Raw genomic sequence first — 25,484 nt, 5'->3', positions numbered from 1 at the left:
GTCGAAATCCTTTTCTTCTTCCGCACCCGGAACGCATCTTCCCGAGCGGCGGACCGCGCCGAGGAAGGCGATGCCGCCCCGATTTCGCGGGAGTGCCGATCAATAAAAAAATGCGATCGTTAACATTATCGTGAGCGGAAAAATCTGCTAATTTTTTCTGTCATTTTAGGAGAATGCGGATTCTTTTCCTGCTTCCCATGGGGTACGCAAACGGGGTGTTCCAAAGCCAGAAAAACGGTGCTTATATGCGCGCTTCGCGAGCCTGCTAGAGGGGCTTGGCAGAACATCAGGGAGTGCTCAATGAAAAAGAAACTGACTTTTGCGGCCGCGTTGCTGGCCGCAAGCGTCCTCGGCGGCGTGGCCAATGCCAAGACGCTGGTCTATTGTTCGGAGGCGTCGCCGGCCAATTTCGACCCGGGTACGACGACGGGCGGTAACGATTTCGACGCCTCTTCGCGCACGGTCTATTCGCGCCTCGTCGAATTCAAGCATGGCGGCACCGAGGTCGAGCCCGGCCTTGCCGACAAGTGGGAAATCTCCGACGACGGCCTGGTCTATACTTTCCACCTGCATCCGGGCGTGAAGTTCCAGACCACCGACTATTTCAAGCCGACGCGTGACCTCAATGCGGACGACGTCGTCTTCTCCTTCGATCGCCAGTTCAACAAGGAAAATCCCTGGAACGGCGACAAGTATCTGCCCAACCTGACCTGGGACTATTACACCGGCATGGACATGCCGAAATACGTCGCCAAGTGGGAAAAGGTCGATGACCTGACCGTCAAGCTGACGCTGACCGAGCCGAACGCGCCGATGCTGGCCAATCTCGGCATGGACTTCGCCTCGATCGTGTCGAAGGAATATGCCGACCAGCTTCAGAAGGACGGCAAGATGGCCGACTTCTCGACCAAGCCGATCGGCACCGGCCCGTTCCAGTTCGTCGACTATCAGCTCGATTCGGTCATCCGTTATGCGGCCAACCCCGACTACTTCAAGGGCAAGGAAAAGATCGACGATCTGGTCTTCGCCATCACCCCTGACGCCACCGCCCGCATCCAGAAGGTGATGGCCGGCGAATGCGACGTCGCGCCCTATCCGAATCCCGCCGACATCCCCACCATCAAGGCCAACAACGACGTCACCCTGATGGACCAGGCCGGCCTGAACATCGGCTATATGAGCTACAACACCACCATCCCGCCGCTCGACAAGCCGGAAGTGCGCCACGCGCTCAACCAGGCGATCGACCGGGAGGCGCTGATCAAGTCGCTGTTCCAGGACGCAGGCGCCACGCCGGCCGAAAACCTGATCCCGCCGACCATGTGGTCGTGGAACAAGGACGTGAAGTCCGACGCCTACAATCCGGATGAGGCCAAGAAGGTGCTTGAGGCTGCCGGGCTGAAGGAGATCCAGCTCTGGGCTTCCGACCGCGTTCGTCCCTACAACCCGAACTTCCAGCGCGCCGCCGAACTGATCCAGGCCGACTGGGCCAAGGTCGGCGTCAAGGCTGAAATCGTCAACTACGAGTGGACCAAGTACCGCTCGGAAGGCAAGAAGAAGGACCGCCCGGGCGCTTTCCAGATCGGCTGGACCGGCGACAATGGCGATCCGGACAACTTCTTCGCCACGCTGTTCGCCTGCTCGGCCATCGGCGTGTCGAACTACTCCAGCTGGTGCGACAAGGACTTCGAGGATCTGATCCAGAAGGCCAAGAAGACCAGCGACCAGGCCGAACGCACCAAGCTTTATGGACAGGCTCAGGTGGTCTTCCAGAAGCAGGCTCCGGCCTTCCTTCTGGCACACAGCCAGGTCTATGCGGTCGTGCGCAAGAACGTCAGCGGCTTCTATATGGATCCGCTCGGCATTCACCGCTTCGACGGCACCGACAAAGCCGAATAAGTGATGAGCGGGGCGGCGCGATAGAGCGCCGCCCCCTTTCGCCATGCTCAAATACATTCTTCACAGAATTGCACTTTTGATTCCGACGCTGGTCGGCATCACTATCTGTGCCTTCGCCTTCGTCAGACTGCTACCAGGCGATCCCATCCTTGCCATGGCCGGCGAACATGGCGTGGCGCCGGCGCGCTACGAGGAGCTCAAGCAACAGTTCGGCTACAATCTGCCAATCTGGCAGCAATATATCCGCTATGTCGGTGAGGTCGCGACCGGCGATTTCGGCGTCTCGATCTCGTCCAAGCGTCCGGTGATGGAGGAGTTCAAGACCCTCTTTCCGGCAACGATGGAACTGTCGTTCTTCGCCATGATCTTTGCCATGGTGCTCGGCATTCCGGCCGGTATCTTCGCTGCGGTCAAGCGCGGCTCCTGGTTCGATCAGTCGCTGATGGGCACGGCGCTCGTCGGCTATTCCATGCCGATCTTCTGGTGGGGCCTGCTGCTGATCATCTTCTTTTCCGGCTATCTCGGCTGGACGCCGGTTTCGGGCCGCATCGGCCTGCAGTTCTTCTTCAAGCCGATCACCGGCTTCATGACCATCGACTGCCTGCTCTATGGCAAATGGGATGCGTTCAAATCGGCGCTCAGCCATCTGGTGCTGCCGGCGATCGTGCTCGGCACCATTCCGTTGGCGGTGATCGCCCGCCAGACGCGTTCGGCAATGCTCGAGGTTCTGGGTGAGGACTATGTGCGCACGGCGCGCGCCAAGGGCCTGTCGTCATCGCGTGTCATCGGCGTGCATGCCTTGCGCAACGCGCTGATCCCGGTCGTCACCACCATCGGCCTGCAGGTCGGCACGCTGCTTGCCGGCGCCATCCTTACCGAGACCATTTTCGCCTGGCCGGGCATCGGCAAGTGGATGGTCGATTCCATCTTCAAGCGCGACTATGTCGTCGTGCAGTCAGGTCTGCTTTTGATCGCCCTCATCGTCATGGCCGTGAACCTCATCGTTGACCTGCTCTACGCCGTCATCAACCCGCGCATCAGGGCCGCGTGATGAGCCAGTCGACCGAAATCACACCGCTTGCCGCCAGTCCTGACCGGATGTTGGGGTTCAGGACCTTCTGGCACTATTTCTCGGTGAACCGCGGCGCCGTGATCGGCCTGTTCGTGTTCATCCTTCTGGTGCTGGCGGCGCTCTTTGCGCCGCTGCTCGCGCCCTATGCGCCGGACGTGCAGGACAAGACCGCGTTCCTGAGGCCTCCGGCCTGGCAGGCCGGCGGCAGCACCCAATATCTGCTCGGCACCGATCCTGTCGGCCGCGACATCCTCTCGCGCCTGCTCTACGGCGCGCGCTTCTCGCTGCTGATCGGCGCGGTCGTGGTCACCCTGGCTCTCACCGGCGGCATCACGCTCGGCCTGCTGGCTGGCTATTTCCGCGGTTGGGTCGACGTCGCGATCATGCGCATCATGGACTTGATCCTCGCCTTCCCGTCGCTGTTGCTGGCGCTGGTGCTGGTCACCATCCTTGGGCCCGGCCTGTTCAATGCGATGCTGGCGATCGCGCTCGTGCTGCAGCCGCATTTTGCCCGGCTGGTGCGGGCCGCCGTCATGGCCGAGAAGAGCCGTGAATATGTCGTGGCCGCCAAGGTTGCCGGCGCCGGGCATCTCAGGCTGATGCTTGCCACCATCCTGCCGAATTGCCTTGCGCCGCTCATCGTTCAGGGCACGCTCTCGTTCTCCAACGCCATCCTCGAGGCCGCTGCCCTCGGCTTCCTCGGCCTCGGCGCCCAGCCGCCGACACCCGAATGGGGAACCATGCTCGCGTCGGCGCGCGAATTCATCCTGCGCGCCTGGTGGGTGGTAACCTTCCCCGGTCTTGCCATCCTCATCACCGTGCTCGCCATCAACCTGATCGGCGACGGCCTGCGCGACGCCCTCGACCCGAAGCTGAGGAGATCGTGATGGCGTTGCTCGACATCCAGAACCTCGTCGTCGAGTTCCAGACCGCGTCCGGTCCGTTCCGCGCCGTCGACGGCGTCTCGCTTCATGTTGACGAGCGCGAGGTGCTCGCCATCGTCGGTGAGTCCGGCTCCGGCAAGTCGGTGTCGATGCTGGCGGTGATGGGCCTGTTGCCCTGGACCGCCACGGTCACCGCCGACCGTATGAGCTTCAATGGCCGCGACCTGCTGAAGATGAGCCCTGCCGAGCGCCGCAAGATCGTCGGCAAGGACATGTCGATGATCTTCCAGGAGCCGATGGCCAGCCTCAATCCCTGCTTCACCGTAGGCTTCCAGATCGAAGAGGTGCTGCGCTTCCACATGGGCATGGACGGTGCGCAGCGGCGAGCACGCGCTATCGAACTCCTGAAGCAGGTCGGCATTGCCGAGCCGGCGGAACGGCTGAACTCGTTCCCGCACCAGATGTCGGGCGGCCAGTGCCAGCGCGTCATGATCGCCATCGCCATTGCCTGCAATCCGAAGCTTTTGATCGCCGACGAGCCGACGACAGCCCTCGACGTCACCATCCAGAAGCAGATCCTCGATCTCCTGGTCTCGTTGCAGGCAAAATACGGCATGGGCCTGATCATGATCACCCACAATATGGGCGTGGTCGCCGAGACCGCCGACCGCGTCATCGTCCAGTACAAGGGCCGCAAGATGGAAGAGGCCGACGTGCTGTCGCTGTTCGAGAGCCCGAAGAGCAACTACACGCGCGCGCTGCTTTCGGCGCTGCCGGAAAATGCCGTCGGCGACCGGCTGCCGACGGTGTCCGACATGCTGTTCCAGCCGGCGCCCTCGGGAGCTGCCTCATGAGCACCAGGGTCCTCGAAGGCAAGAACATCAAGCGCGACTACCATGTCGGCGGCGGCCTGTTTCGCGGCGCGCGCACGGTACACGCGGTGAAGGGCGTCTCCTTCAGCGTCGACAAGGGTAAGACGCTCGCCATCGTCGGCGAAAGCGGCTGCGGCAAGTCAACGCTCGCCCGCATCATCACGCTGATCGACCCGGCGACCTCGGGCGAGCTGTTCATCGACGGCAACAAGGTCGACATCGCAAGGAGTGGTCTGACCAAGGAGATGCGCCGCAAGGTGCAGATCGTCTTCCAGAACCCGTATGGCTCCCTCAACCCACGCCAGAAGATCGGCGATGTGCTCGGCGAGCCGTTGCTGATCAACACCGACAAACCGGCCGAGGAACGCCGCGACCTTGCCATGAAGATGCTGAAGAAGGTCGGCCTCGGACCGGAGCACTACAACCGCTATCCGCACATGTTCTCCGGCGGCCAGCGCCAGCGCATCGCCATTGCCCGAGCGCTGATGCTGAACCCGAGCCTTTTGGTGCTGGACGAACCGGTCTCGGCGCTGGACCTTTCCGTGCAGGCGCAGGTGCTCAATTTGCTCGCCGACCTGCAGGACGAGTTCCAACTCACCTATGTCTTCATCAGCCACGACCTCTCGGTGGTGCGCTACATCGCCGACGACGTCATGGTCATGTATTTCGGCGAGGCGGTCGAATACGGCCCGCGTGACGAGGTCTTTTCCAACCCTCAGCACAGCTACACCAAGACGCTGTTCGCCGCGACGCCGCGCGCCGACGTGGCAAGCATCAAGGCGAGGCTGGCGAAGAAGAAGGCGGCCTGACGTCTCAGGAACGCGTCAGGCCCGGCCTATCCCTCAAGACAACTTGGCGACGATCGCCCGCAGCGTCTCGCCGAAGCGGTGCACTTCCTCCACCGTGTTGTAGTGCAACAGCGAGGCGCGGACGGCGCCGCTGTCCATCGACAGATTGAGCCGCTTCATCAGTCGTGGCGCGTACATGTGGCCGTCGCGGATGCCGATCTGCAGGTCGGCCATCTCCTCGACGATCCGCTGCGGCGACAGCTTGCCGATGTTGAAGCAGAAGGTCGGCACCCGCTCGTGGATACGGGCCTCGTCGGCGACGCCGTAGATCGTGGCGCCGCAATCCTTCAGTTCCTTCAGCATCGCGCGCGCCAGCACCAGTTCGTAGTCGCGGATGGCGTTCATGCCGGCGACGATGTTGTCGCGCCGCGAGCGGTTGTTTTCGGGCAGGAAATTGCGGCCGACCGACTCCAGGTAGCGCACCGCCGCGTCCATGCCGGAGACGTTCTCGTAGATGAAGGTGCCGGCCTCGACCTTGTAGGGCGGCTCGTCCGGAATGAAATCCTCTCGGAAGGTCGGCAACCGCTTCAGCGTCTCGAAGCGGCCCCACAGGAAGCCCATATGCGGCGAGAAGTTCTTGTAGCCGGAGCAAACGAGGTAGTCGCAGTCCCAGGCCTTGACGTCAATCAGCCCGTGCGGGCCGTAATGCACGCAGTCGAGGAACACTTCCGCACCCGCCGCATGCGCGATCTTGGCGACTGAGGCGACGTCGACGATCGAGCCGATCGAATGCGCCGTCACCGTGCAGGCGACGAGCCGGGTGCGGTCGGAGACAAGCGGCTTGAGGTCGTCGACATGCAGATTGCCGTCCTCGCGCATGCGCCACCATTTGAACTTCGCGCCGGCCTGCTCCAGCGCCAGCCATGTGGCGATGTTGGCGTCGTGGTCCATTTCGGTGATGACGATCTCGTCGCGCCCCCCATCTGTTTCATTGGCGAGCATCTGGCCGATACCGAGGCTGACCAGGCGGATGAACGAGGTGGCGTTCATGCCGAAGCAGATTTCCGACGGGCTGTAGGCATTGATCAAAAGCGCCACGCTCTCGCGCGCCTCGGCGACCGACTGGTCGACGGTGACGCTGCGGCCATAGCGGCCGCCGCGCTGCACATTGTGTCCCACCAGATGATTGGTCACCGCGTCGAGCACGCTCTGCGGGATCTGCGCGCCGGCCGCATTGTCCATGAAGATGAAGTCGCCGGCCTGCTGAAGCGCCGGGAACATGGCGCGGATCTTCTCGACCGGGAACGAAGCGGCGCCGCCCTGCGCCTTCGAGATATGGTGTTGGTTCACAGACGTCTCCTTGAGTTCATCGATGTCGTTCCAGGTGGGATCAGCGCGCGCCGGACTGAGCCTTGCCGCGCTCTTCGAGGTAGCCGACCAGCCGCACCAGCGGCCACAGGAAGGCGAGATAGATGATTGCGGCGCCGATCAGCGGCGTCGGATTGGCCATCAGCGCCTGCGCGTCGGTCGCCTGCTTCAGAAGGTCGGGCATCGCCACCACCGAGGCCAGCGCGGTGTCCTTGAACACCGAGACGCAGTTGCTGGTCAGCGGCGGGATGACGACGCGGATCGCCTGCGGCAGGATCACCTTGCGCATGGCGACCCAGAACGGCAGGCCGAGCGCTGCGGCCGCCTCGAACTGGCCCTTCGGGATGTTTTCGATGCCGGCGCGGCAGACTTCCGCGGTGAAGGCGGCGAGCACCAGCGACAGCGCCAGGGCCGCCGACACGAAGGACGACAGGCGGATGCCGACGAAGGGCAGGGCGTAGTAGATCAGGATCAGCACCACCAGGATCGGCAATGCCCGGAAGATGTCGACATAGAGGATCGCCAGCCGCCTGAGCAGCTTCGGCGCATAGAGGCGCATCAGGCAGATAGCCAGCCCGGCGATGGTGCCGAAGACGATCGCGGCCAAGCCGAGCAGGATGGTGTTGCCGAGCCCGCGGATCAGGATCGGAAACGATCGGACGAGAATGCTCCAGTTGAAGAAGGTGTCGATCAGTTCCATCGGCGTCACCGTCAAGGCAATGCCAAGCCCGCGCTTTTGCAGGCCTGAACGGGGTGGGGATCGGAGAGCGCCAGCCTGTCGCCGGCGCTCTCGCGAACGGCTATATTTAGCCGGCTTATTGCGGGATCGGTCCCGGCGTCACCGTGCTGGTGCCGGCTTCCGGATCGACGCCGAACCACTTCTTGTGGATCGCGGCCATGGTGCCGTCCTTCTTCATCGCGGTGATGGCGTCGTTGACCTTTTCGAGCAGCGGATGGCCCTTCTTGGTCATCATCGCAAAACGCTCGCCGGTCGGGATGCGCACCAGGATCTTCAGCGCCGGCATCTGCTTGATGGCGAACAGGAAGCCGGCGAGCTCGCCGGCGCCGCCATCGATGCGGCCGTTCTGCACGTCGAGCAGCAGATCCTGCTGGGCGTTGTAGCTCTTGGTCTCGGCGACGCCGAGCTTGGCGGCGTTTTCCTTCATGTAGGCTTCGCCGGTCGAGCCGGCGATGACGCCGATGGTCTTGCCCTTGAGATCGTCGAGCGTCTTGATGATCGAATCCGCCTTGCCGACGATGGTGCCGTCGCTGTCGTAATAGGCCTGGGTGAAGCTCTGGTTCTGCAGGCGCTCCTTGGTGATCGAGATCGACGACACGGCGAAGTCGATGCGGCCGGAAGCCGTCGCCGCGAACAGCGCCTGGAAGCCGAGATCCTGGAATTCGACCTCGGCGCCGATGCGCTTGGCGACGTCGTTGGCGACGTCGATCTCGAAGCCCTCGAAGCCGCCGGAATCGGTCTTGTATTCCCATGGAGGGTTGGCCGGATAGGCGCCGACCATGATCTTGTCGGCGAAGGCGGGCGCGGCGAACGCGACACCGGCGGCGATGATCACGCCAATCAGTCCTAGACGTTTGAGCATGTTGCTTCCCTCTGGTTCGGCCACTTCGCGTGGCGCATTTCGTCTTCCGCCCCTTTCAGCGTCCAGCTCCCGGACGCTGCAGGCGAGGCGGCGCCTGAAATCAGGATGCGCGGCGTCGCTTTGAGCCGATCTGGTCCCGCAGCCGCGCAATCAGCGCCTCGACGGCCGCGTCCGTCGTGACCATGCCAGGTGACAGCCGTAGCGTGGTGCCGCGGGCGTCGCAGTAGAGCCGCTCATCGCGCAGCGTCGCGACGAGCTTCGCCGCCTCGACGCCTTGCGGCAGGCCGAGCATCACGCTGCCACCACGCTCGTTGGCATCGAGCGGCGAGCGGATCGTCCAGCCACTGTCCAGCGCGGCGCCGATGATGCGCCCCGTAAGCATCGCATTGCGCGCGCGGATGGCGTCGATGCCGGTTTCCTCGACCCATTGCAGGCCGGGCAGCGAGGCAACGCTGGCCAGTATGGCCGGCGTACCATGATCGAAGCGGCGCGCATCGCTTGCATAGGTGAAGCTGTCGAGATTCCAGGAGAATGGGTTCGGCTGGCTGAACCAGCCACGCAACTCCGGGCGGCAGCTTGCGAGCAGATCCGGCGCCACTTGCAATATGCCGGCGCCCGACGTGCCGCTTAGCCATTTCAGCGATGTCGAGACGACGAAATCGACCGGCGTCCCAGCCACCGAGAAGGGCATCACGCCAACGCCCTGGGTGATGTCGACGCCGACGATGCTGCCCATCGCCCGGCCGTGCGCGGCGAGCATCGCAACATCGCAGCGATGCGACGCCGTCGAGGTGACGAAGGTGAGCACCGCGAGGCCGACATCGTCCTGCCAGCGGGCGATGAAATCCTCGTCGCGCACCCAGCTTTCGCCCGGCCGGAGCGGCACGGTATCGAGCGTGAAGCCGAAACGCTCGGCCAATCCCGCGAGCAGGAAATGCAGGCTCGGAAAACAGTCCGCGGCAACCAGCAGGCGCTTTCCCGCCAGCCGTTCGGATGGCAGGGCGCCGATCAGGCTGTAGAGCGCCGCGGTGACATTCTCGGCGGTCGTCAGCGTGCCTTCTGGAGCGGCGATCAGCCTGGTCCAGGCGTCGATGAAGCGATGCCGTGCCGCAAGTGCGGCCGGCCATTGGCCATCGTCTTCCGCCGACCAGATGCCGGAGAATTCCGCCAACGCCGCTGCCATGAGGTCGGCCTTGCCGGGGAAAGTGCCGATCGAATGGTAAAGAAAATAGCCGGACATTTGCTGTCTCGCTCCCTTGTGATCATGTGATCACAAAATAGCCCAAGGGTCAATCCTTTAAGGCTAAAGAAAGTCAGTGCGAGTGGTCGAAAATCAGGCGATCGCTTTGGTCCAGCGCGGTCGTGATGGGACCTTTCTCGGGCCTTTGGTCATGTCCGGCACTGAGAAGGTCAGGACGCTTTGCCGAAACCGGCAAAGTCGACCACCCTGGGCTCGGGCACGTCCGGACAGATCGTGCGCAGCGTCATCTGCGTCGCCGTGATGTCGGCCACCACCTCGTCCCTGGCGCGAACGAAATCCTTGTCGCGCAGTGCGGCGATGATCGCGACATGCCGGCCCGAGGGTTCCATGGTGCCGGCGCGCATTAGCGGTGCGACGTGGTTCGACAGGAGCCGCATGTAGGGCCCGAAGCGCAGCCACAGCGTCTCTATCAGTTGGAACAGCACGTCGGAACCGGAGGCACGGTAGATGGTGAAATGGAACTGCTGGTTCTTGGCGATCAGCTCGTAGATGCTGCCGTCGCGCCCGATCGCCTGCTGGTCGTCGGTGATGCGCTGCAGGCCGGCAATCTCCGCCGCGGTCAGCCGTGGCGCGCCGATTTCCGCCGCCAGCCCTTCGACCGCCAGTCGGGCCCGGCAAAGGTCGTCGAGTCGCGCACGCGTGACGACGGGCACGCAGGCCGAGCCGTTCTGGGAGATCTCCAGCGCGTTCTCCGCCGCCAGCCGGCGCAGCGCCTCGCGCACCGGCATGTTCGACGTGCCGAAGGCTTCAGCAAGCGAGGCGATGGTCAGCACCTGTCCTGGGTCGAAACTGCCGACCATCAAGGCATGGCGAAGCTGCTGGTAGACGCCATCCTGGACGGTGATGCGTGCCGATACCGGTTCAAAGCCCAGAGCCACGGTTTTGCTTTCCTTAGATGCCGACAATGTCTATGCGAAGACACGTGAAACGCGCCGGCCGAAGCAGGCATGATCATCTGATCATAGATTGAGGAAAGAGAAAAGCCAACGCGAGCCGGCTGCGGCGCTGCCGGGCGTCAAGGCGTTGCCGCTGTTGAAATCTCACTCAGGAATGACCGCCGTCGCCTGGATCTCCACCTTGGCGCGGTCCTCGACCAGCGCCACCACCTGCATGGCGGCCATGGCCGGGAAGTGGCGGCCGATGACGGCGCGGTAGGCCTCGCCGATGCCCTTGAGGTTGGCGAGATATTCGGCCTTGTCGGTGAAATACCATGTCATCGAGGTGATGTGTTGCGGCTCGCCGCCCGCCTCGGCCAGCACGGCGACGATGTTGGCCAGCGTCTGGCGCACCTGCCCGGCGAAATCGTCGGTCTCGAACCGGCAGTCTGCGTTCCAGCCGACCTGGCCGCCGACGAAAACCAGCCGCCCGCGCGCCGCAACGCCATTGGCGTAACCGATGGGCTTTGCCCAGCCTTGGGGCTGCAGGATGGTGTGCATGGCTAGACTCCCCCTAATCCAAATGCGGTTTGCAAGACATGGATCAATCTCACGCCGACCCCATCACTTGCCTGGCGATCACCACCTTCTGTACGTCGGAGGCTCCCTCATAGATGCGCAGCGCCCGGATCTCGCGATAGAGGCTCTCGACGATGTGGTCCTTGCGCACCCCGTCGCCGCCGTGCAGTTGCACGGCCGTGTCGATCACCTCCTGCGCGCGGTCGGTGGCAAACAGCTTGGCCATCGCCGCCTCGCGGGTGACGCGGACGGCACCCATGTCCTTGGTCCAGGCAGCGCGGTAGACGAGAAGCGCCGCGGCATCGACATCCAGCGCCATGTCGGCGATGTGGCCCTGCACCATCTGCAGGTCGGCCATCGGCGCGCCGAACAGTTCGCGCTCGGCAGCGCGGCTGACGCTTTCGTCCAGCGCGCGACGGGCAAAACCCAGCGCCGCGGCACCCACGGTGGAACGGAACACGTCGAGCACCGACATGGCGATGCGGAAGCCGTCTCCGGGCTTGCCGATCAGCGAAGCGGCGGGCACGCGAGCCTTGTCGAACGACAGCCGCGCCAGCGGATGAGGGGCGATCGTTTCCAGCCGTTCGGCAATGCTGAGACCGGCGGTCTTGGCCGGCACGATGAAGGCGGAAACCCCCTTGGCGCCCGGCGCTTCGCCGGTACGCGCGAAGACGACGTAGAGGTCGGCGATGCCGCCATTGGAAATCCAGGTCTTCTCGCCAGAAAGCACGTAGCTGTCGCCATCGCGAACCGCCGTCATCTCCATGTTGGCGACGTCCGAGCCCGAACGCGGTTCAGTGAGCGCGAAGGCGGCGATTGCCTTGCCCGCTCGCGTGTCGGCCAGCCAATGCTGCTGGTCCGCTGTGCCGAAGAGCGTGATCGCACCTGTGCCGAGCCCCTGCATGGCGAAGGCGAAGTCGGCGAGGCCGTCATAACGTGCCAGCGTCTCGCGGGTGATGCAGAGCGTGCGCACGTCGAGCGGTCCGGGATTGTCCGTGTCGAGCGCTGTCGGCTTCAACCAGCCGTCGCGGCCGAGCATCGCCACCAGCTCCCGGCAGGCGGCGTCGACGTCGTGATGGTCGACCGGCAGGTTCTTTGCGCACCAGGCGTCGAGCTGTTCGGCGAGCGCGCGATGACGATCCTCGAAGAAGGGCCAGTTGAGGAAGGAACGGTCAGACATTTCTGCCTCCTGTATGCTTCGAGCGTTGCGCTCTACGGCCCCGTCCCGCCAGCTTCTCTATGGAAGCGCCCATCCTCAATTCCCCTCGAACACAGGCTTTTCCTTCGCCACGAACGCCTTGTAGGCGCGCCCGAAATCAGCCGTCTGCATGCAGATCGCTTGCGCCTGCGCTTCCGCCTCGATCGCCTGGTCGAGGCCCATCGACCATTCCTGGTTGAGCTGCGTCTTGGTGATGCCGTGCGCGAAGGTCGGGCCGGAGACGATCCGCGCCGCCATGTCGAGCACATCGGCCTCGAGCGCGGCCGGCTCGACGAGGCGGTTGTAGAAACCCCAGCGCTCGCCTTCCGCCCCCGTCATGGTGCGACCGGTGTAGAGCAACTCCGCGGCGCGGCCCTGGCCGATGATGCGCGGCAGGATCGCGCAGGCGCCCATGTCGCAGCCGGCGAGGCCGACGCGGGTAAAGAGAAAAGCGGTCTTGGCCTCCGGCGTGGCGATGCGAATGTCGGAGGCCATGGCGATGATGGCGCCGGCGCCGACCGCCACGCCGTCGACCGCCGAGATGATCGGCTTGCCGCAGTTGAGCATCGCCTTGACGAAGTCGCCGGTCATGCGCGTGAAGGCGAGCAATGCCTTCATGTCCATCTTGACCAGCGGTCCTATGATGTCGTGGACATCGCCGCCCGAGCAGAAATTCCCGCCATTGGGCAGGAACACCACGGCGTCGATATCGTCGGCGTAGACGAGATCGCGAAACGTGTCGCGCAGCTCGGCATAGCTGTCGAAGGTCAGCGGGTTCTTCCGCTCGGGACGGTCGAGCCGGACCTTCGCGACCTTGCCTTCGACATCCCAGAGGAAGTGCTTCGGCTTGAGATTGGCCATGGCGCTCATTCTCGTCCCTCCCAGTTGCTGCGGAACGAAGTCAGCATGCCGGTCAGCCGGCGCGCCTCTTCCTCGCTGACAGTGCCGAGCAGCTCACCGATCCAGCCTTCATGCGCGGCGGCGATCTCGGCGAAGGCCCTCGACCCTTCCTCGGTCAGCCGCACCATCGAGGTGCGGCGGTCGCCATTGCGGCGCGCCCGAGCCACCAGCCCTTCCGAGACCAGCCGGTCGACGATGCCGGTGACGTTGCCGTTCGACACCAGGAGGAAGCGCGACAGGTCGCTCATCAGCATGCCTTCCGGCGACCGGTAGAGCGCCGCCATCACGTCGAAGCGCGGCAGCGTGGTGTTGAATTCCTTCTTCAGCCGCTCGCGCAGCTCCGCCTCGATCGTGCGCGAGGCGCGCAGCAGGCGTATCCACAGCCGCAGCCGCTCCTTGCCGGAGCCGGATCGGGTGGGCAACGGACCGGCTACCATGTCTCGCCTCCCGAGATCGAGATCGTCTGCCCGGTGATCGAGCGGGCAGCGTCGCCGCACAGCCAAAGCACCGCTTCCGCCACTTCTTCCGGTTGGATGAAACGTCCTTGCGGATTGATCGCGGCAAGACTCTCCCGCGCCTCCCCGGTCGAGCGGCCGGTCTTCTCGACGATGCGCTGGACGGACTCCTCCAGCATGTCGGTCTCGACGAAACCAGGGCAGACGGCATTGACCGTAATGCCGGACTTGGCGGTCTCGACCGCCAGCGCCCGCATAAGCCCGACGACGCCGTGCTTGGCGGCGACATAGGGAGCGACGTAAGCGTAGCCTTTCAGCCCGGCCGTCGAAGCGACGAAGACGATCCTGCCCGCCTTCCGCGCCGCCATCCCGGCCAGTGCCGGCTTCACCGTCAGGAAGGCGCCGGTGAGGTTGACGTCGATTGTGTGCCGCCAGTCTACGAGCGCGGTCTTGTGCGCAGGTGCGCTGCCTGACAAGCCGGCATTGGCGACGACGATGTCGATCGGTCCGCGCGCGGCTTCCGCCTTCTCATGGAGTGCAATCATGTCCGCCTCGTCGGTGACGTCTGCGACGATACCGAAGATGTGGTCATTCTCGCTCGCGACTTCGGCAAGAGCCGCCTCGCGTCGCCCGCAAATGGTGACGTTGACGCCAGCGCCGGCGAGCGCCAGCGCGATCGCCCTGCCGACACCGGAACCGCCTCCGCTGACAAGGGCATGTCTGCCTGTGATTCTCGGAGTGGCGGTCATACCTTGAACCCCGCTGCCGCATCGCGCTCGGCCAGCCGGTAGAGCTGATCGCGCCCGGGCAGATAGGGATCGGGCCATTTGACACCGCTGTCGCCGAGCGTCACTGCCGCATGCAGCGTCCAGTAGGGATCGGTGAGATGCGGCCTCGCCAGCGCCACCAGGTCGGCGCGGCCCGCCATCAGGATCGAGTTGACATGGTCGGGCTCATAGATGTTGCCGACCGCCATCGTCGCCATGCCGACCTCGTTGCGGATGCGATCAGAGAACGGTGTCTGGAACATGCGGCCATAGACCGGCCTGGCGGCAACCGAAGTCTGCCCGGCCGAGACGTCGCAGAGATCGACGCCAGCCTCGTGCAACAGCCTTGCGATCTCGACCGCGTCGGCAGGTGTGACGCCTTCAATGCCCACCCAGTCATTGGCCGAGATGCGCATCGAGATCGGCTTTTCCGAGGGCCACACGGCGCGCACCGCATGGAAGATCTCCAGCGGATAGCGCATGCGGTTCTCCAGCGAGCCGCCATATTCGTCGGTGCGCCGGTTGGTCAGCGGCGTGATGAAGGAGGAAAGCAGATAGCCATGCGCGGCGTGGATCTCCAGCATGTCGAAGCCGCAGCGCTCGGCCATTTCGGCGGAAGCAACGAACTGATCGCGCACCTTGACCATGTCGGCGCGATCCATCGCCTTCGGCACTTGGTTCTCGGACGACCAGGCCACGGCCGACGGCGCCATCACCGGCCAGTTGCCGGAGGTGAGCGGCACGTCGGTTCCCTGCCAGCCGACGCGGGTCGAGCCCTTGCCGCCGGAATGGCCGATCTGGGCGCAGATTTTTGCTTCCGTCTCGGCATGGACGAAATCGACGACGCGTTTCCAGGCCACTTCGTGTTCCGGTGCATAGAAGCCGGGGCAGCCTGGCGTGATGCGCCCTTCCGGACTGACGCAGGTCATCTCGATATAAAGGAGCCCGGCGCCCCCCTTGGCGCGCTCGGCGTAGTGCGCGAAATGCCAGTCGGTCGGGCATCCGTCGACCGCCTTGTACTGCGCCATCGGTGACACCACGACGCGGTTCTTCAGCGCCATGTCGCGCAGCCTGAACGGCGCGAACATCGGCGCGCGGCGAAGATGGTTGCTGGCGGCACCCGCCTGGCGCTGGAACCATTCCTCGGCACCGCCCAGCCATTCGGCATCGCGCAGCCTGAGATTCTCGTGGCTGATACGCTGCGAGCGGGTCAGCAGCGAGTAGTTGAACTGCACCGGGTCGAGGCCGAGGTAGCGCTCGACCTCCTCGAACCATTCCAGTGAGTTGCGTGCCGCCGACTGCAGCTTCAGCACCTCGGTGCGACGCGCATCCTCATATTTGCGGAACGCCGCTTCGAGGTTGGGCTCGGACTCTACGTAGTCGGCCAGCGCGACGGCGCTTTCCAGAGCCAGCTTGGTGCCGGAGCCGATCGAGAAATGCGCCGATGCGGCCGCGTCGCCCATCAGCGCCAGGTTCTTGTACGACCAGCGCTCGCAAAGCACGCGCGGGAAATTGATCCAGGCCGAACCGCGGATGTGGTTGGCGTTGGTCATCAGCGCATGGCCGCCGAGATGCTTTTCGAAGATGCGCTCGCAGACCGCGATCGATTCCTGCTGCGACATCGCGCCGAAGCCGAAAGCAGCCCAAGTCTGCTCGCTGCATTCGACGATGAAGGTCGCGGTGTCGCTGTCGAACTGGTAGGCATGCGCCCACACCCAGCCATGCTCCGTCTTCTCGAAGATGAAGGTGAAGGCGTCGTCGAATTTCTGGTTGGTGCCGAGCCAGACGAACTTGCACTTGCGGGTATCGATATCGGGCTTGAACACGTCGACGAAGGTGCCGCGGGCTTTCGAGTTCAGCCCATCCGCCGCCACCACCAGTTCGTGCGTTTCCATGAACGGCCTGGGGTCGGCGATGTCGGTTTCGAACTCCAGCTTGATACCGAGCTCATGTGCGCGCCGCTGCAGGAGGATCAGGAGCCGCTTGCGGCCGATGCCGCAGAAGCCGTGGCCGGAGGAGACGGTGCGCACGCCGTCATGGATGACGGCGATATCGTCCCAATAGGCGAAATGCTTCCTGATCCAGACCGCGCTGACCGGATCGTTCCGGCTGAGGTTTTCCAGCGTCTCGGCCGACAGCACCACGCCCCAGCCGAACGTGTCGTCGGCGCGGTTGCGCTCGAACACCGTCACCTCATGCGCCGCGTCGCGGAGCTTCATCGAGATGGCAAAGTAGAGTCCGGCCGGTCCGCCGCCGAGAACCGCAACCTTCATGCCTGCGATCTCCTCTTCGCTTCCGGGCCGCCATCTGCCACGGCGGTCCCCACTCACAGTATCGCGCGGGAGCAAAATTATTTCAAGCTTAAAGTTTCATGATTGAATGATTGCCTTGATCTGACCGGCTGAACGCAAACCCGTGTCACTTGCTCGAATCCTTCGGGCTCCACAGCACCGTCTCGGCGCCCTTCTCGTAGGCCATGCCGTCCGGATAGCTGATCGCTTCCAGCTGCAGGCCCCACGGCGCCTGGAAATAGAGGATGGTCTGGCCGGCGGCCGGTCCTTCCTTGACCGGCAGCGGCCCCAACCGGGTCTTGATGCCCTTGGCGTCGAGATAGGTCTTGGCCGCCGCGACGTCGTCGACATAGAAGGCGATGTGGAAGCCGCCGATGTCGCTGTTCTTCGGTTGCAGGTCCTTCTGGTCCGGCGCGGTGTATTTGAACAATTCGATGTTCGATCCAGCACCGCAGCGGACCATGGTGATCTCCTCGATCACCGCCTTTGGATCGACGCCGAGCAGGTCCTGCATGAACGTCCCCTTGTCGTCGGCGAACGGGCCGAAGGACATCGCCTTCTTGCAGCCGACCACCTCGGTGAAGAAATCGACGGCCTGCTTCATGTCGGGCACCGTTATGCCGGTATGGTCGTGCCCGCGCATGCCGGGGATCGAATCCGCCGAGGCCGTTCCCATTGAGCCGAGCAGGATAGCGGCAAGCAGCGCGCCACGGGTTGCGTAGTTCATGTCACCCTCCATTCGCGGGCTGACTTGAAAGGCGCACATCCGAGGCCCGCTGCTTCGGCGTGCGGATAGGCAGACGCATCTCATGCCGGCGCCTTCGCGGGCGGCCGCAGCCAGTCCGCGTCGATCTCGGGGAGCGGGATGGCGGCGAGCAGGTCGCGTGTGTAGGCGTCCTTGGGATTCCCGAACAGCGCGTCGGTGGCGCTCGCTTCGACGATCCTGCCTTCGCGCATGACGATGACCTGCTGGCAGAGCCGGCGGATCACCGACAGATCGTGGCTGATGAAGGCGACGGTCAGCCCCATTTCGGCCGCGAGCTTTTCGAGCAAGGTCAGGATCTGCGCCTGCGTCGAAACGTCGAGGCCGGAGACGATCTCGTCGGCCAGCACGAATTTGGGCGACAGCGCCAGCGCCCGCGCAATGCCGACACGCTGGCGCTGGCCGCCCGAAAGCTCGTGGCGATAGCGGCCGGCGAAGTTCTGCGGCAGGCCAACACGCTGCAGGGCTTCGGCCACGCGCTCCTTCAGCCTGTCGCCGAGGCCATTTTGCCTGAGCGGCGCCGCGATGATGCTGAAGATCGTATGGCGCGGGTTGAGCGACGACATCGGATCCTGGAAGATCATCTGCAGGTCGCGGCGGAGCGGCCTCAGCTCCGCTTCCGAAAGATGGCTGACGTCGCGCCCCTCAAAGCTGATTGCGCCGTCGCTCGGCTCGATCAGCCGCACCAGGGCGCGGCCCAGTGTCGACTTGCCTGAGCCGGACTCGCCGACGATGCCGGTTACCGACCCCTTCGGCAGGTCGAAATCCAGACCTTTCAGGATCTCGGCCAGCGGCGCCCGGCCGATCAGCGGCTTGCGGGTCATGTCGGGCAGCGCCACCTTCAGCCCGCGCACCGAGAACAGGGGCTCAGCCATGGCGCGGCCTCCATGCCTGGTCGGCAGCAGCGATCTCCGTCGCCAGTCCGGTCAGCACCGTTTCGTCCACCGGCTTCAGCGACGCGAATGGATCGGTGTAGCGCGGCGTCGCTGCCATCAGCGCCCGCGTGTATGGGTGCTGCGGCGATGCGAAGAGGTCGGCGGTGCCGGCCTCCTCGACCACCTTACCGGCGTAGAGCACCGACACTTTCTGGCTGATCTTGGCGACGACGCCGAGATCATGCGTGACGAACAGGATTGCCGTGCCGTGGTCGCGCTGCAGTTGCGCGATCAGCCGCAGGATCTGCTTCTGCACCGTCACGTCGAGCGCCGTCGTCGGCTCGTCGGCGACGATCAAACGGGGCTCGGCGGCAAAGGCGGCTGCGATCAGCACACGCTGGCGCATGCCGCCGGACAGCTCGTGCGGATAGCTCTTCAGTACTCTCTCGGGGTCGCGTATCTGCACCTCGTCGAGCAATTGCCGGATGCGCTGATCGGCCCGCTCTCCGCGCCAGCCGAGGATGCGCACCAGCCTGTCGGTCATTTGCGGGCCGATGCGGCGCGACGGGTTGAGCGCGGTCAGCGGATCCTGCGGGATCAGCGCCGTGCGCGCGCCGATGAGCGTGCGGCGCGCCCTGGGCTGCAGGGCGCCGAGGTCCTCGCCCTCCAGCAGCATCTCGCCTTCGACAACGCGCACGCTGGACGGCAGGACGCCGAGCACAGCCTTGCCGACCATCGTCTTGCCGGCGCCGCTCTCGCCGACCAGCGCCCGGACCTCGCCGGGCCGGACGGTGAGCGACACCGAGCGCAGCACGCGCTGGCCGTTGGGCAGCACGGCGCTGAGCGAGCGGATTTCGAGGCAGGGTTTCATGGCCGCGCTCATCGCAGCACCGGATCGAAGCGCGCCTTCAGCGCCTCGCCGAACTGGCCGAAGGACAGCACGGTCAGGATCAGCGTGACCAACGGGAATACCAGCACCCACCAGGCCTGGTGGATCGATAGCCGGCCTTCGGCGATGATGCCGCCCCATGTCGGGTCGTCGGTTGAGATCGACAAATTGACGAAGGACAGGATCGCCTCGACGATGACGGCGATGCCCATCTCCAGCGACAACAGCGCGACGATCGATGGCAGCACATTGGGCAGCACCTCGCGCAGCATGATGCCGATGCGGCCATAGCCGGCGATGCGCGCGCTTTCGACATAGTCCATGCGCGCCTGGCCCATCGCCTCGGCGCGGATCACCCGGCAGAAGCGCGTCCAGTCGATGACGGCGATGGCGATGATGACCGAGCTGAGGCCCGTGCCCAGCACCGCCACCAAAAGGATGGCGAACAGCACCGGCGGGAACGCCATCCAGATATCGACGATGCGCGAGATGACGCGGTCGGCCCAGCCGCCGAAATAGCCGGCGATCAGCCCGAGCGTCGAGCCGACGAGGCAGGCGGCCGAAGCGGCGGCGAAGGCGACGATGAAGGCAATGCGGCCGCCGAAGATCAGGCGGGACAAGAGATCGCGGCCGAGGCTGTCGGTGCCCAGCCAATAGCCGGGTTCGGCGCCATCCAGCCAGAAGGGCGGCAGGCGCTCCAGCATCAGGTCCTGCGCCAGCGGGTCCTGCGGCGCGATCAGCGGCGCGAAGATGGCTGCTAGCAGCGCCAGCAGAAGCCATCCGCCGGCCAGCCACAGCCTCGGGCGCAAGCCGCGCCCGGCGATGCGGGCGTCATCCATGGCGCAGCCTCGGATTAAGCAGCGCATACATCATGTCGACGGCAAGGTTGATCAGCACGAAGAGCAGCGCAAAGACCAGCACGATGCCCTGGATCAGCGGCAGGTCGCGGTTGATGACGGCATCGATGGCCATGTTGCCGAGGCCTTCATAGGAGAACAGCCGCTCGACGATGACCGTGCCGCCGATGAGGAAGGTGAACTGCACGCCGACCAGCGTCAGCGTCGGCAGCGCCGCGTTCTTCAGCGCTTCGCGCAGGATGACCTGCGTCTCTGAAAACCCTTTCACCCTGGCCAGCACGACATAGTCGAGGTCGAGCACCTCCTTCAGCGACTGCTTCAAGAGTTGGGCGATGATCGCCGCCAGCGGCAGCGCTAGCGCCACCGCCGGCATCAGCATGTGCTTGAGCAGGTCGAAGGTGAGATCGAGGCGGAGCCGAAGCAGGCTCTCGAAGAAATAGAACTGGGTGACGAAGGGCAGGTCGAGCTGCGGCGACACGCGGCCGGAAATGTCGAACACCGGGATCAGCACGCCAAACAAAAGGATCAGCACCAGCCCCCACAGGAAGTCCGGTATCGAAAGCGCGGTGCCGCTGGCGATGTCGATGCCGGCCTCGACCGCCGTGCCGCGCTCGCGTGCGCCGAGGATGGCCGCCGTGCCGCCGATGGCCACCGCCATCAGCAGCGCCACGATTGCCAGTTCCAGCGTCGCCGGCAGCCTGTCGAAGACCAGCCCCAGCACGTCCTGGCGCAGCGATATCGAAGTGCCGAAGTCGCCGCGGACGACGCCCGCCAGCCAGATGAAGAACTGCTGCACGATGGTCTTGTCGAGCCCATAGAGCGCCCGCAGCCGCGCGATGTCGTCATCGCTGGCGCCGGGCGGCAGCATCATGGCGATCGGGTCGCCGGGCGCCACCCGGATGACGACGAAGACGACGACGGCCACGCCGAACAGCGTGACCAGCATTGTCACAAGACGGATCAGAAATCTTTGCAGAAGCATGGTCGCCTATAGGCTGGCGGAAAGGGCGCGCCATCGACAGTGATGGCGCGCCTGAATGCTATTGCCCCGGAATGCTATGCCCCGGAATGCCGGGACACAGTCAGGCCGGGGTCATCAGCGCCGGCAGCAGCGCGCCCGACACATGTTGCACGACATTCACCTTCTTCGAGTGCACGATCGGCTGCGCATACTGCATCAGCGGCAGTACATAGGCCTGCTCGGCGACGTATTTGTCGACCGCCTTCCAGCCGGCGATGCGCTTGGCCTCGTCCTTCTCGCCCCACAGCGGGTTGATCATGTCGATCAGGTCCTGGCTGTCCCACACCGAATGCGGGCTCGGGCCATACATGGCAAAGCCGGTCGACGTCGTCGGATCGCCGATGGAGTTGCCCCAGTTGTAGAAGGCGGCCGGTGCCAGCTTGTCGGCGGCGCGCAGCTCGTAATGCTTGGCGATCTCGTAGACCTCGATCGTCGCCTCGATGCCGACCTTGCGCCACATGCCGACGATGGCCTGGATCATCTCATAATCCTTGGGCTTGAAGCCCTTGGTCGTCTGGATGGTGAACTTGACCGGCTTCTCCGGCGAATAGCCGGAAGCGGCAAGCAATTGCTTGGCCTTTTCCGGATTGTGCTCGACCTTGATCGAGGCATCGAAGGCCGCGTATTCCGGCGTCTCCAGCGTGGCGATCGGCTGGCCATAGCCGCGCAGCAGCCGCTTGACCAGAAGCTCCTTGTCCACCGCCATCACGGCTGCCTGGCGGACGTTCTTGTCCAGCATCGCCTCGATGTCGTTGAAGAAGATCATGCCGATGTCGGAGACATTCTTGCAAGAGCCCGCGAGCCCGTCCTTGGCGATCAGCCGGTCGTATTCCTCATAGGGGATTTCGAGCGTCACCTGCGAGGAGCCGGATTCGATTTCGGCGACGCGGCTCGCCGCGTCGGTGACGAACTTGATCGTCACATTCTCGAAGGCCGGCTTCGAGCCCCAGTAGTTCGGATTGGCCTTCAGCCGCAGGAAGGCGTTGCGCTCGAACTTGTCGACCATGTAGGGGCCGGTGCCGATCGGCGCCTTCTCGAAACCTTCGGCGCCGACCTTCTCGTAATAGGCCTTCGGCATGATGTAGCCGGTCAGGAACGACATCCACTTGAAATAGACCGGGTCGAACTGCACGACGTCGCCGGTGATCTTGTTGCCGTCGATCTTGAAGTTGTTGACGTTCTTCCAGACGAACTGGATCGGGTTGCCGGTCTTCTCGTCGCCCGCCCGCTGCAGCGACCACACCACGTCCTCGGCGGTGAAGGGCGAGCCGTCATGCCATTTCACGCCGTCGCGCACCGTCATCATCACCTTGGTGCGGTCGTCGTTCCAGCCCCATTCGGTGAGCAGGCCCGGCGTGAACGACAGGTCCGGCTTCTGCGGGATGATCTGGTCGAACACCGACTGGTAGAGGCCCTGGATGGTCGGGTTGACGGCCGAAGGTCCGGTCGTCGGGTCCCAGGACGGCAAGTTGACGTTGTAGGCGATGGTCAGCTCTCCCGCTGCCCTGGCTGCCTTGGGCAGGCCGATAGCGGTCGCGCCGATCGCCGCCGCGCCATATCCGAGCAAGTCACGTCTGTTGATGGTCATGGTCGTTCCCCTGTGGTTGTGTTTCTTCGCGCGGCATTCTCATTCGATCGTTGGGTTCAGGCTCCTAGGGCAACCGCGCCTTGCCCTCCTGCATCCCGGAAAGATCGTCGGTCCTACCTCCCGCCCAACTGTTCAGCGAGCATGAAGCCCGATCCGGCACCGGTGCCGGCGCCGGGCCATGTCGCGGCGCCGGTGAGGTAGAGGTTTGAGACCGGCGTGTTCCAGCGCGCAAAGCCGCGCGCCGGGCGGAAGAGAAAATTCTGGGTCAGATGATGGCTGCCGCAGATCTGGTCGCCGCCGACGAGGTTCGGGTTCTCGCGCTCGAGGTCGAGCGGCGAGAACACGGCGCGGCCGAGGATCTTTTGGCGCAGCCCCGGCGCGTAGCCTTCGATGATGTCGAGCACGCGCTCGGCATAGGCGTCCTTGACCGCGTCCCAGTGATCTGGCGCGATCTTGCCGGCCGCGTCGCCGGTGATCTCGGCCGGCAGCATGCGCACCTGCACCCACAGCACATGCTTGCCCGCCGGCGCCCGCGACGGGTCGACCGCCGTCGGCTGGCCGACGACCAGGACCGGCTGGTCGGGCAGCGTGCCCGCCATCGCCTGCTGGTAGGTGCGCGACATGGCGTCGAGAGACGGTGAAAGATGCACATAGGCGAACTGCCGGAGCTCGGCGCCGGCACGCCATTCCGGCAGATCGTCGAGCGCCAGATGGATCATCATCGTGCCCGGCGCGTAGCGGAATGTCTTCATCGCCGCATCGAAGGTCGCGTCGCCGGAGCCTTCGGGCAGGAGCCTGCCGGCAAGCGCCTTAGGCGCGACGCCGGCGATGACCGCCTTGCTGGCGACGTGGAAATCGCCGGACGCTAGCCGCACGCCGGTCGCCCTGCCGCCGGCGACCGTGATCTCGGCCACTTCGGCGCCGGTGGCGATCTTGCCGCCGGCCGCAGTCACCATGCCTGAAAGCGCGCGGATGATGGTGTCGGCGCCGCCCTTGCCCAGCACCATCCCAAAACTCTGGTTGGCCATCGATTCCAGATAGGGGAAGACAGCACCCCCGGCGATGTCGGGCGCGAAGTCGAGATGCATGCCCCAGGCTGCAAGCGTCGTGCGGACATGCGGCGTCTCGAAATTCTCTTCCAGCCACGCGCGCGGCGATGACAGCAGCAGCCGGCCGGTGTCGAGCGCGCCCGCAAGGCCCTTCTTGCGCCACAGGTTCCACGCCGTGCCGGCAAGCGCCCGGCCGCTCATCGGCGACCACAGCAGCCGGAAAAGGTGCTCGGCTTCACCTGGAAAGGCGGCGACCAGCCGGCGCCAGCTGGCCGCATCGGCGGCGGAGAAGGCGGCCAGCCGCGCGACGGTCTTCTCCAGATCGTTGCTGACGCCGAACCATTTCCCGTCCGGAAAGGCGCTGGCGAAACAGTCGGCCACGGGAGCGAATTCCAGCCCGTGGGTTTTCAATTCATTTGCATATTTTCGGTGGAAGGCCGAGCCGGCGAACAGGCTGAGATTCATCGCGCCGAAATCGTGCCGGAAGCCGGGCAGGGTGAACTCGCGGGTCTGCACCGCGCCACCGATTGCCGCGCTGCGTTCAAAAATGGCTGTTTTCCAGCCTTTGCGCGCCAGATGCGCGGCGCATGCCAGACTGTTGTGGCCTGCCCCGACAAAGATGGCGTCGAACTCGCTCACGCCCCGCCCCAATTGCTTTATGCTTAAAGATAATTGCAGATGCATATGTTTTCGTCTAGTAGGATATTAAGGGCCGAAACGAGCCTTGATGGATCACGGACAAGAGGGAACAGAAAACCATGGACACGCAAAAACTCCTCGGCGAGGTCGCCGGCCAGCTCCTTTCGGGCGCCATACGCGTGGTCGACCTGTCGGCGCCGCTCGGGCCGAACACGCCGCTGATCAAGCTGCCGCCGGAGCTCGCCGTCGACACGCCGAAGGTCGAGATCCATTCGATCTCCCGCTATGACAAGAATGGTCCGTGGTGGGCCTGGAACTGGCTGAAGCTCGGCGAACATTCGGGCACGCATTTCGATGCGCCGCAGCACTGGATCACCGGCAAGGACTATCCGGACGGCGCCACCGACACCATTCCGGTCCAGAGCTTCGTCGGCCCGGTCAACGTCATCGACTGCTCCAAGGAAGCCGCCGCCGACCACGATTTCCTGCTCACCGTCGACCACATCAAGGCCTGGGAAGCCAAGCATGGCGCCATCAATCCGGGCGAATGGGTGGTGATGCGGACCGACTGGTACAAGCGCAACGGTTCGGAAGCCGAGTTCCTCAACGCCAACGAAACCGGCCCGCACACGCCCGGCCCGACGGCGGAGGCCATCCAGTTCCTGATCAGCAAGGACATCAAGGGCTGGGGCTCAGAGACCATCGGCACCGACGCCGGCAAGGCCGGCGGCATGGAGCCGCCATTCCCGGCGCACACGCTGATGCACAAGGCCAACCGCTATGGCCTCGCCAGCCTCTGCAACCTCGACCAGTTGCCGCCGAAGGGCGCGATCCTGATCGCCGCGCCGCTCAAGATCGAGCATGGCACCGGCAGCCCGATCCGCGCGCTGGCGCTGGTGCCGGGCAAATAGGGGCGCGAGGAGGCGGTCTTCGGGAGAAGATCATGCTCGCAGGCAATGTCGCGATGGTGGGTAGGAAGTGGCAGCGTTGCAA

General features: G+C 64.5%; 24 protein-coding genes. 6 read left to right on the top strand and 18 right to left on the bottom strand.

The genetic code is table 11. The features are described from left to right. The first annotated feature begins 300 nt into the window (after positions 1-300). From JG743_RS00535 to JG743_RS00515, 5 genes are read left to right on the top strand one after another with little or no spacing between them, the layout of a single operon-like run. Positions 301-1,899 (top strand): ABC transporter substrate-binding protein, encoded by a 1,599-nt coding sequence (locus JG743_RS00535; protein ID WP_202296986.1) that lies wholly within the window; start codon positions 301-303, stop codon positions 1,897-1,899. Positions 1,900-1,942: 43 nt separating this feature from the next. Further along, positions 1,943-2,950 (top strand): ABC transporter permease subunit, encoded by a 1,008-nt coding sequence (locus JG743_RS00530; RefSeq protein ID WP_202296984.1) that lies wholly within the window; start codon positions 1,943-1,945, stop codon positions 2,948-2,950. 47 nt (positions 2,951-2,997) lie between these two features. Beyond that, entirely contained in the window at positions 2,998-3,858 is an 861-nt protein-coding gene (locus tag JG743_RS00525; RefSeq protein WP_244673162.1) for an ABC transporter permease subunit, read from the top strand. After that, positions 3,858-4,709 (top strand): ABC transporter ATP-binding protein, encoded by an 852-nt coding sequence (locus JG743_RS00520; RefSeq protein ID WP_202296980.1) that lies wholly within the window; start codon positions 3,858-3,860, stop codon positions 4,707-4,709. The genes JG743_RS00525 and JG743_RS00520 overlap by 1 nt, the downstream gene beginning before the upstream one ends. Continuing rightward, positions 4,706-5,536, top strand: a complete 831-nt coding sequence (locus JG743_RS00515; RefSeq protein ID WP_202296978.1) for a dipeptide ABC transporter ATP-binding protein — start codon at positions 4,706-4,708, stop codon at positions 5,534-5,536. The genes JG743_RS00520 and JG743_RS00515 overlap by 4 nt, the downstream gene beginning before the upstream one ends. A 33-nt stretch (positions 5,537-5,569) precedes the next feature. Here the strand turns inward: JG743_RS00515 and JG743_RS00510 are convergent, their stop codons facing one another. From JG743_RS00510 to JG743_RS00425, 18 genes are all read right to left on the bottom strand, one after another. Next, positions 5,570-6,865 carry a cysteine desulfurase-like protein gene (locus tag JG743_RS00510; protein ID WP_202296976.1) on the bottom strand — a complete coding sequence of 432 codons (1,296 nt, stop codon included), beginning with the start codon at positions 6,863-6,865 and terminating at the stop codon, positions 5,570-5,572. Positions 6,866-6,905: 40 nt separating this feature from the next. Beyond that, the gene (locus JG743_RS00505; RefSeq protein ID WP_202296974.1) at positions 6,906-7,583 is read right to left on the bottom strand and encodes an amino acid ABC transporter permease; all 678 of its coding nucleotides are present in this window, start codon (positions 7,581-7,583) and stop codon (positions 6,906-6,908) included. A gap of 115 nt (positions 7,584-7,698) precedes the next feature. Then, positions 7,699-8,484, bottom strand: coding sequence for an ABC transporter substrate-binding protein (locus JG743_RS00500; protein ID WP_202296972.1), 786 nt, complete (start codon positions 8,482-8,484; stop codon positions 7,699-7,701). Between the two features lie 100 nt (positions 8,485-8,584). Further along, positions 8,585-9,724 (bottom strand): aminotransferase class V-fold PLP-dependent enzyme, encoded by a 1,140-nt coding sequence (locus JG743_RS00495; protein ID WP_202296970.1) that lies wholly within the window; start codon positions 9,722-9,724, stop codon positions 8,585-8,587. A 170-nt stretch (positions 9,725-9,894) separates the two neighbouring features. Further along, a complete protein-coding gene (locus tag JG743_RS00490; RefSeq protein ID WP_202296968.1) occupies positions 9,895-10,623 on the bottom strand; it encodes a GntR family transcriptional regulator in 729 nt (242 codons plus the stop codon). Positions 10,624-10,785: 162 nt separating this feature from the next. After that, on the bottom strand, positions 10,786-11,181 hold the full coding sequence (locus JG743_RS00485; protein ID WP_202296966.1) for a RidA family protein: 396 nt from the start codon (positions 11,179-11,181) through the stop codon (positions 10,786-10,788). 49 nt (positions 11,182-11,230) lie between these two features. Continuing rightward, positions 11,231-12,379 carry an acyl-CoA dehydrogenase family protein gene (locus JG743_RS00480; protein ID WP_202296964.1) on the bottom strand — a complete coding sequence of 383 codons (1,149 nt, stop codon included), beginning with the start codon at positions 12,377-12,379 and terminating at the stop codon, positions 11,231-11,233. Positions 12,380-12,454: 75 nt separating this feature from the next. Further along, positions 12,455-13,267: an enoyl-CoA hydratase family protein gene (locus tag JG743_RS00475; protein ID WP_202296954.1), complete on the bottom strand. Its 813-nt coding sequence runs from the start codon at positions 13,265-13,267 to the stop codon at positions 12,455-12,457. Further along, the gene (locus JG743_RS00470; protein WP_202296952.1) at positions 13,264-13,734 is read right to left on the bottom strand and encodes a MarR family winged helix-turn-helix transcriptional regulator; all 471 of its coding nucleotides are present in this window, start codon (positions 13,732-13,734) and stop codon (positions 13,264-13,266) included. Before JG743_RS00470 ends, JG743_RS00475 begins: the two co-directional genes overlap by 4 nt. Next, entirely contained in the window at positions 13,728-14,501 is a 774-nt protein-coding gene (locus JG743_RS00465; RefSeq protein ID WP_202296950.1) for an SDR family NAD(P)-dependent oxidoreductase, read from the bottom strand. The genes JG743_RS00470 and JG743_RS00465 overlap by 7 nt, the downstream gene beginning before the upstream one ends. Further along, positions 14,498-16,792 (bottom strand): bifunctional salicylyl-CoA 5-hydroxylase/oxidoreductase, encoded by a 2,295-nt coding sequence (locus JG743_RS00460; protein ID WP_202296948.1) that lies wholly within the window; start codon positions 16,790-16,792, stop codon positions 14,498-14,500. Before JG743_RS00460 ends, JG743_RS00465 begins: the two co-directional genes overlap by 4 nt. Before the next feature lie 145 nt (positions 16,793-16,937). Then, positions 16,938-17,537, bottom strand: coding sequence for a VOC family protein (locus JG743_RS00455; protein ID WP_244673030.1), 600 nt, complete (start codon positions 17,535-17,537; stop codon positions 16,938-16,940). An 80-nt stretch (positions 17,538-17,617) separates the two neighbouring features. Further along, a complete protein-coding gene (locus tag JG743_RS00450; RefSeq protein WP_202296946.1) occupies positions 17,618-18,448 on the bottom strand; it encodes an ATP-binding cassette domain-containing protein in 831 nt (276 codons plus the stop codon). Then, complete coding sequence (locus JG743_RS00445; RefSeq protein WP_244673029.1) at positions 18,441-19,319, bottom strand: ABC transporter ATP-binding protein; 879 nt, start codon at positions 19,317-19,319, stop codon at positions 18,441-18,443. Before JG743_RS00445 ends, JG743_RS00450 begins: the two co-directional genes overlap by 8 nt. 8 nt (positions 19,320-19,327) lie before the next feature. Next, positions 19,328-20,176 carry an ABC transporter permease gene (locus tag JG743_RS00440; RefSeq protein WP_202296942.1) on the bottom strand — a complete coding sequence of 283 codons (849 nt, stop codon included), beginning with the start codon at positions 20,174-20,176 and terminating at the stop codon, positions 19,328-19,330. After that, positions 20,169-21,176 (bottom strand): ABC transporter permease, encoded by a 1,008-nt coding sequence (locus JG743_RS00435; RefSeq protein WP_202296940.1) that lies wholly within the window; start codon positions 21,174-21,176, stop codon positions 20,169-20,171. Before JG743_RS00435 ends, JG743_RS00440 begins: the two co-directional genes overlap by 8 nt. Before the next feature lie 100 nt (positions 21,177-21,276). Continuing rightward, positions 21,277-22,803: an ABC transporter substrate-binding protein gene (locus JG743_RS00430; RefSeq protein WP_202296937.1), complete on the bottom strand. Its 1,527-nt coding sequence runs from the start codon at positions 22,801-22,803 to the stop codon at positions 21,277-21,279. Between the two features lie 113 nt (positions 22,804-22,916). Further along, positions 22,917-24,491: a phytoene desaturase family protein gene (locus tag JG743_RS00425; RefSeq protein ID WP_202296935.1), complete on the bottom strand. Its 1,575-nt coding sequence runs from the start codon at positions 24,489-24,491 to the stop codon at positions 22,917-22,919. A gap of 119 nt (positions 24,492-24,610) precedes the next feature. Here JG743_RS00425 and JG743_RS00420 point away from each other — a divergent pair, with 119 nt between their 5' ends. Further along, positions 24,611-25,402 carry a cyclase family protein gene (locus JG743_RS00420; protein ID WP_202296934.1) on the top strand — a complete coding sequence of 264 codons (792 nt, stop codon included), beginning with the start codon at positions 24,611-24,613 and terminating at the stop codon, positions 25,400-25,402. The last annotated feature ends 82 nt before the right edge of the window (positions 25,403-25,484 follow it).

This window comes from Mesorhizobium sp. 131-2-1, from assembly GCF_016756535.1.
GTDB lineage: Bacteria > Pseudomonadota > Alphaproteobacteria > Rhizobiales > Rhizobiaceae > Mesorhizobium.
This window is presented reverse-complemented; position numbering and strand designations above follow the sequence as displayed.

Coding starts and splice junctions, on each gene's coding strand:
- JG743_RS00535 (WP_202296986.1), top strand. CDS start 301: ATGAAAAAGAAACTGACTTTTGCGGCCGCGTTGCTGGCCGCAAGCGTC.
- JG743_RS00475 (WP_202296954.1), bottom strand. CDS start 13,267: ATGAGCGCCATGGCCAATCTCAAGCCGAAGCACTTCCTCTGGGATGTC.
- JG743_RS00420 (WP_202296934.1), top strand. CDS start 24,611: ATGGACACGCAAAAACTCCTCGGCGAGGTCGCCGGCCAGCTCCTTTCG.
- JG743_RS00505 (WP_202296974.1), bottom strand. CDS start 7,583: ATGGAACTGATCGACACCTTCTTCAACTGGAGCATTCTCGTCCGATCG.
- JG743_RS00525 (WP_244673162.1), top strand. CDS start 2,998: ATGTTGGGGTTCAGGACCTTCTGGCACTATTTCTCGGTGAACCGCGGC.
- JG743_RS00450 (WP_202296946.1), bottom strand. CDS start 18,448: ATGGCTGAGCCCCTGTTCTCGGTGCGCGGGCTGAAGGTGGCGCTGCCC.
- JG743_RS00500 (WP_202296972.1), bottom strand. CDS start 8,484: ATGCTCAAACGTCTAGGACTGATTGGCGTGATCATCGCCGCCGGTGTC.
- JG743_RS00455 (WP_244673030.1), bottom strand. CDS start 17,537: ATGAACTACGCAACCCGTGGCGCGCTGCTTGCCGCTATCCTGCTCGGC.
- JG743_RS00435 (WP_202296940.1), bottom strand. CDS start 21,176: ATGCTTCTGCAAAGATTTCTGATCCGTCTTGTGACAATGCTGGTCACG.
- JG743_RS00485 (WP_202296966.1), bottom strand. CDS start 11,181: ATGCACACCATCCTGCAGCCCCAAGGCTGGGCAAAGCCCATCGGTTAC.
- JG743_RS00470 (WP_202296952.1), bottom strand. CDS start 13,734: ATGGTAGCCGGTCCGTTGCCCACCCGATCCGGCTCCGGCAAGGAGCGG.
- JG743_RS00430 (WP_202296937.1), bottom strand. CDS start 22,803: ATGACCATCAACAGACGTGACTTGCTCGGATATGGCGCGGCGGCGATC.
- JG743_RS00460 (WP_202296948.1), bottom strand. CDS start 16,792: ATGAAGGTTGCGGTTCTCGGCGGCGGACCGGCCGGACTCTACTTTGCC.
- JG743_RS00465 (WP_202296950.1), bottom strand. CDS start 14,501: ATGACCGCCACTCCGAGAATCACAGGCAGACATGCCCTTGTCAGCGGA.
- JG743_RS00440 (WP_202296942.1), bottom strand. CDS start 20,176: ATGGATGACGCCCGCATCGCCGGGCGCGGCTTGCGCCCGAGGCTGTGG.
- JG743_RS00530 (WP_202296984.1), top strand. CDS start 1,943: ATGCTCAAATACATTCTTCACAGAATTGCACTTTTGATTCCGACGCTG.
- JG743_RS00445 (WP_244673029.1), bottom strand. CDS start 19,319: ATGAAACCCTGCCTCGAAATCCGCTCGCTCAGCGCCGTGCTGCCCAAC.
- JG743_RS00520 (WP_202296980.1), top strand. CDS start 3,858: ATGGCGTTGCTCGACATCCAGAACCTCGTCGTCGAGTTCCAGACCGCG.
- JG743_RS00480 (WP_202296964.1), bottom strand. CDS start 12,379: ATGTCTGACCGTTCCTTCCTCAACTGGCCCTTCTTCGAGGATCGTCAT.
- JG743_RS00495 (WP_202296970.1), bottom strand. CDS start 9,724: ATGTCCGGCTATTTTCTTTACCATTCGATCGGCACTTTCCCCGGCAAG.
- JG743_RS00515 (WP_202296978.1), top strand. CDS start 4,706: ATGAGCACCAGGGTCCTCGAAGGCAAGAACATCAAGCGCGACTACCAT.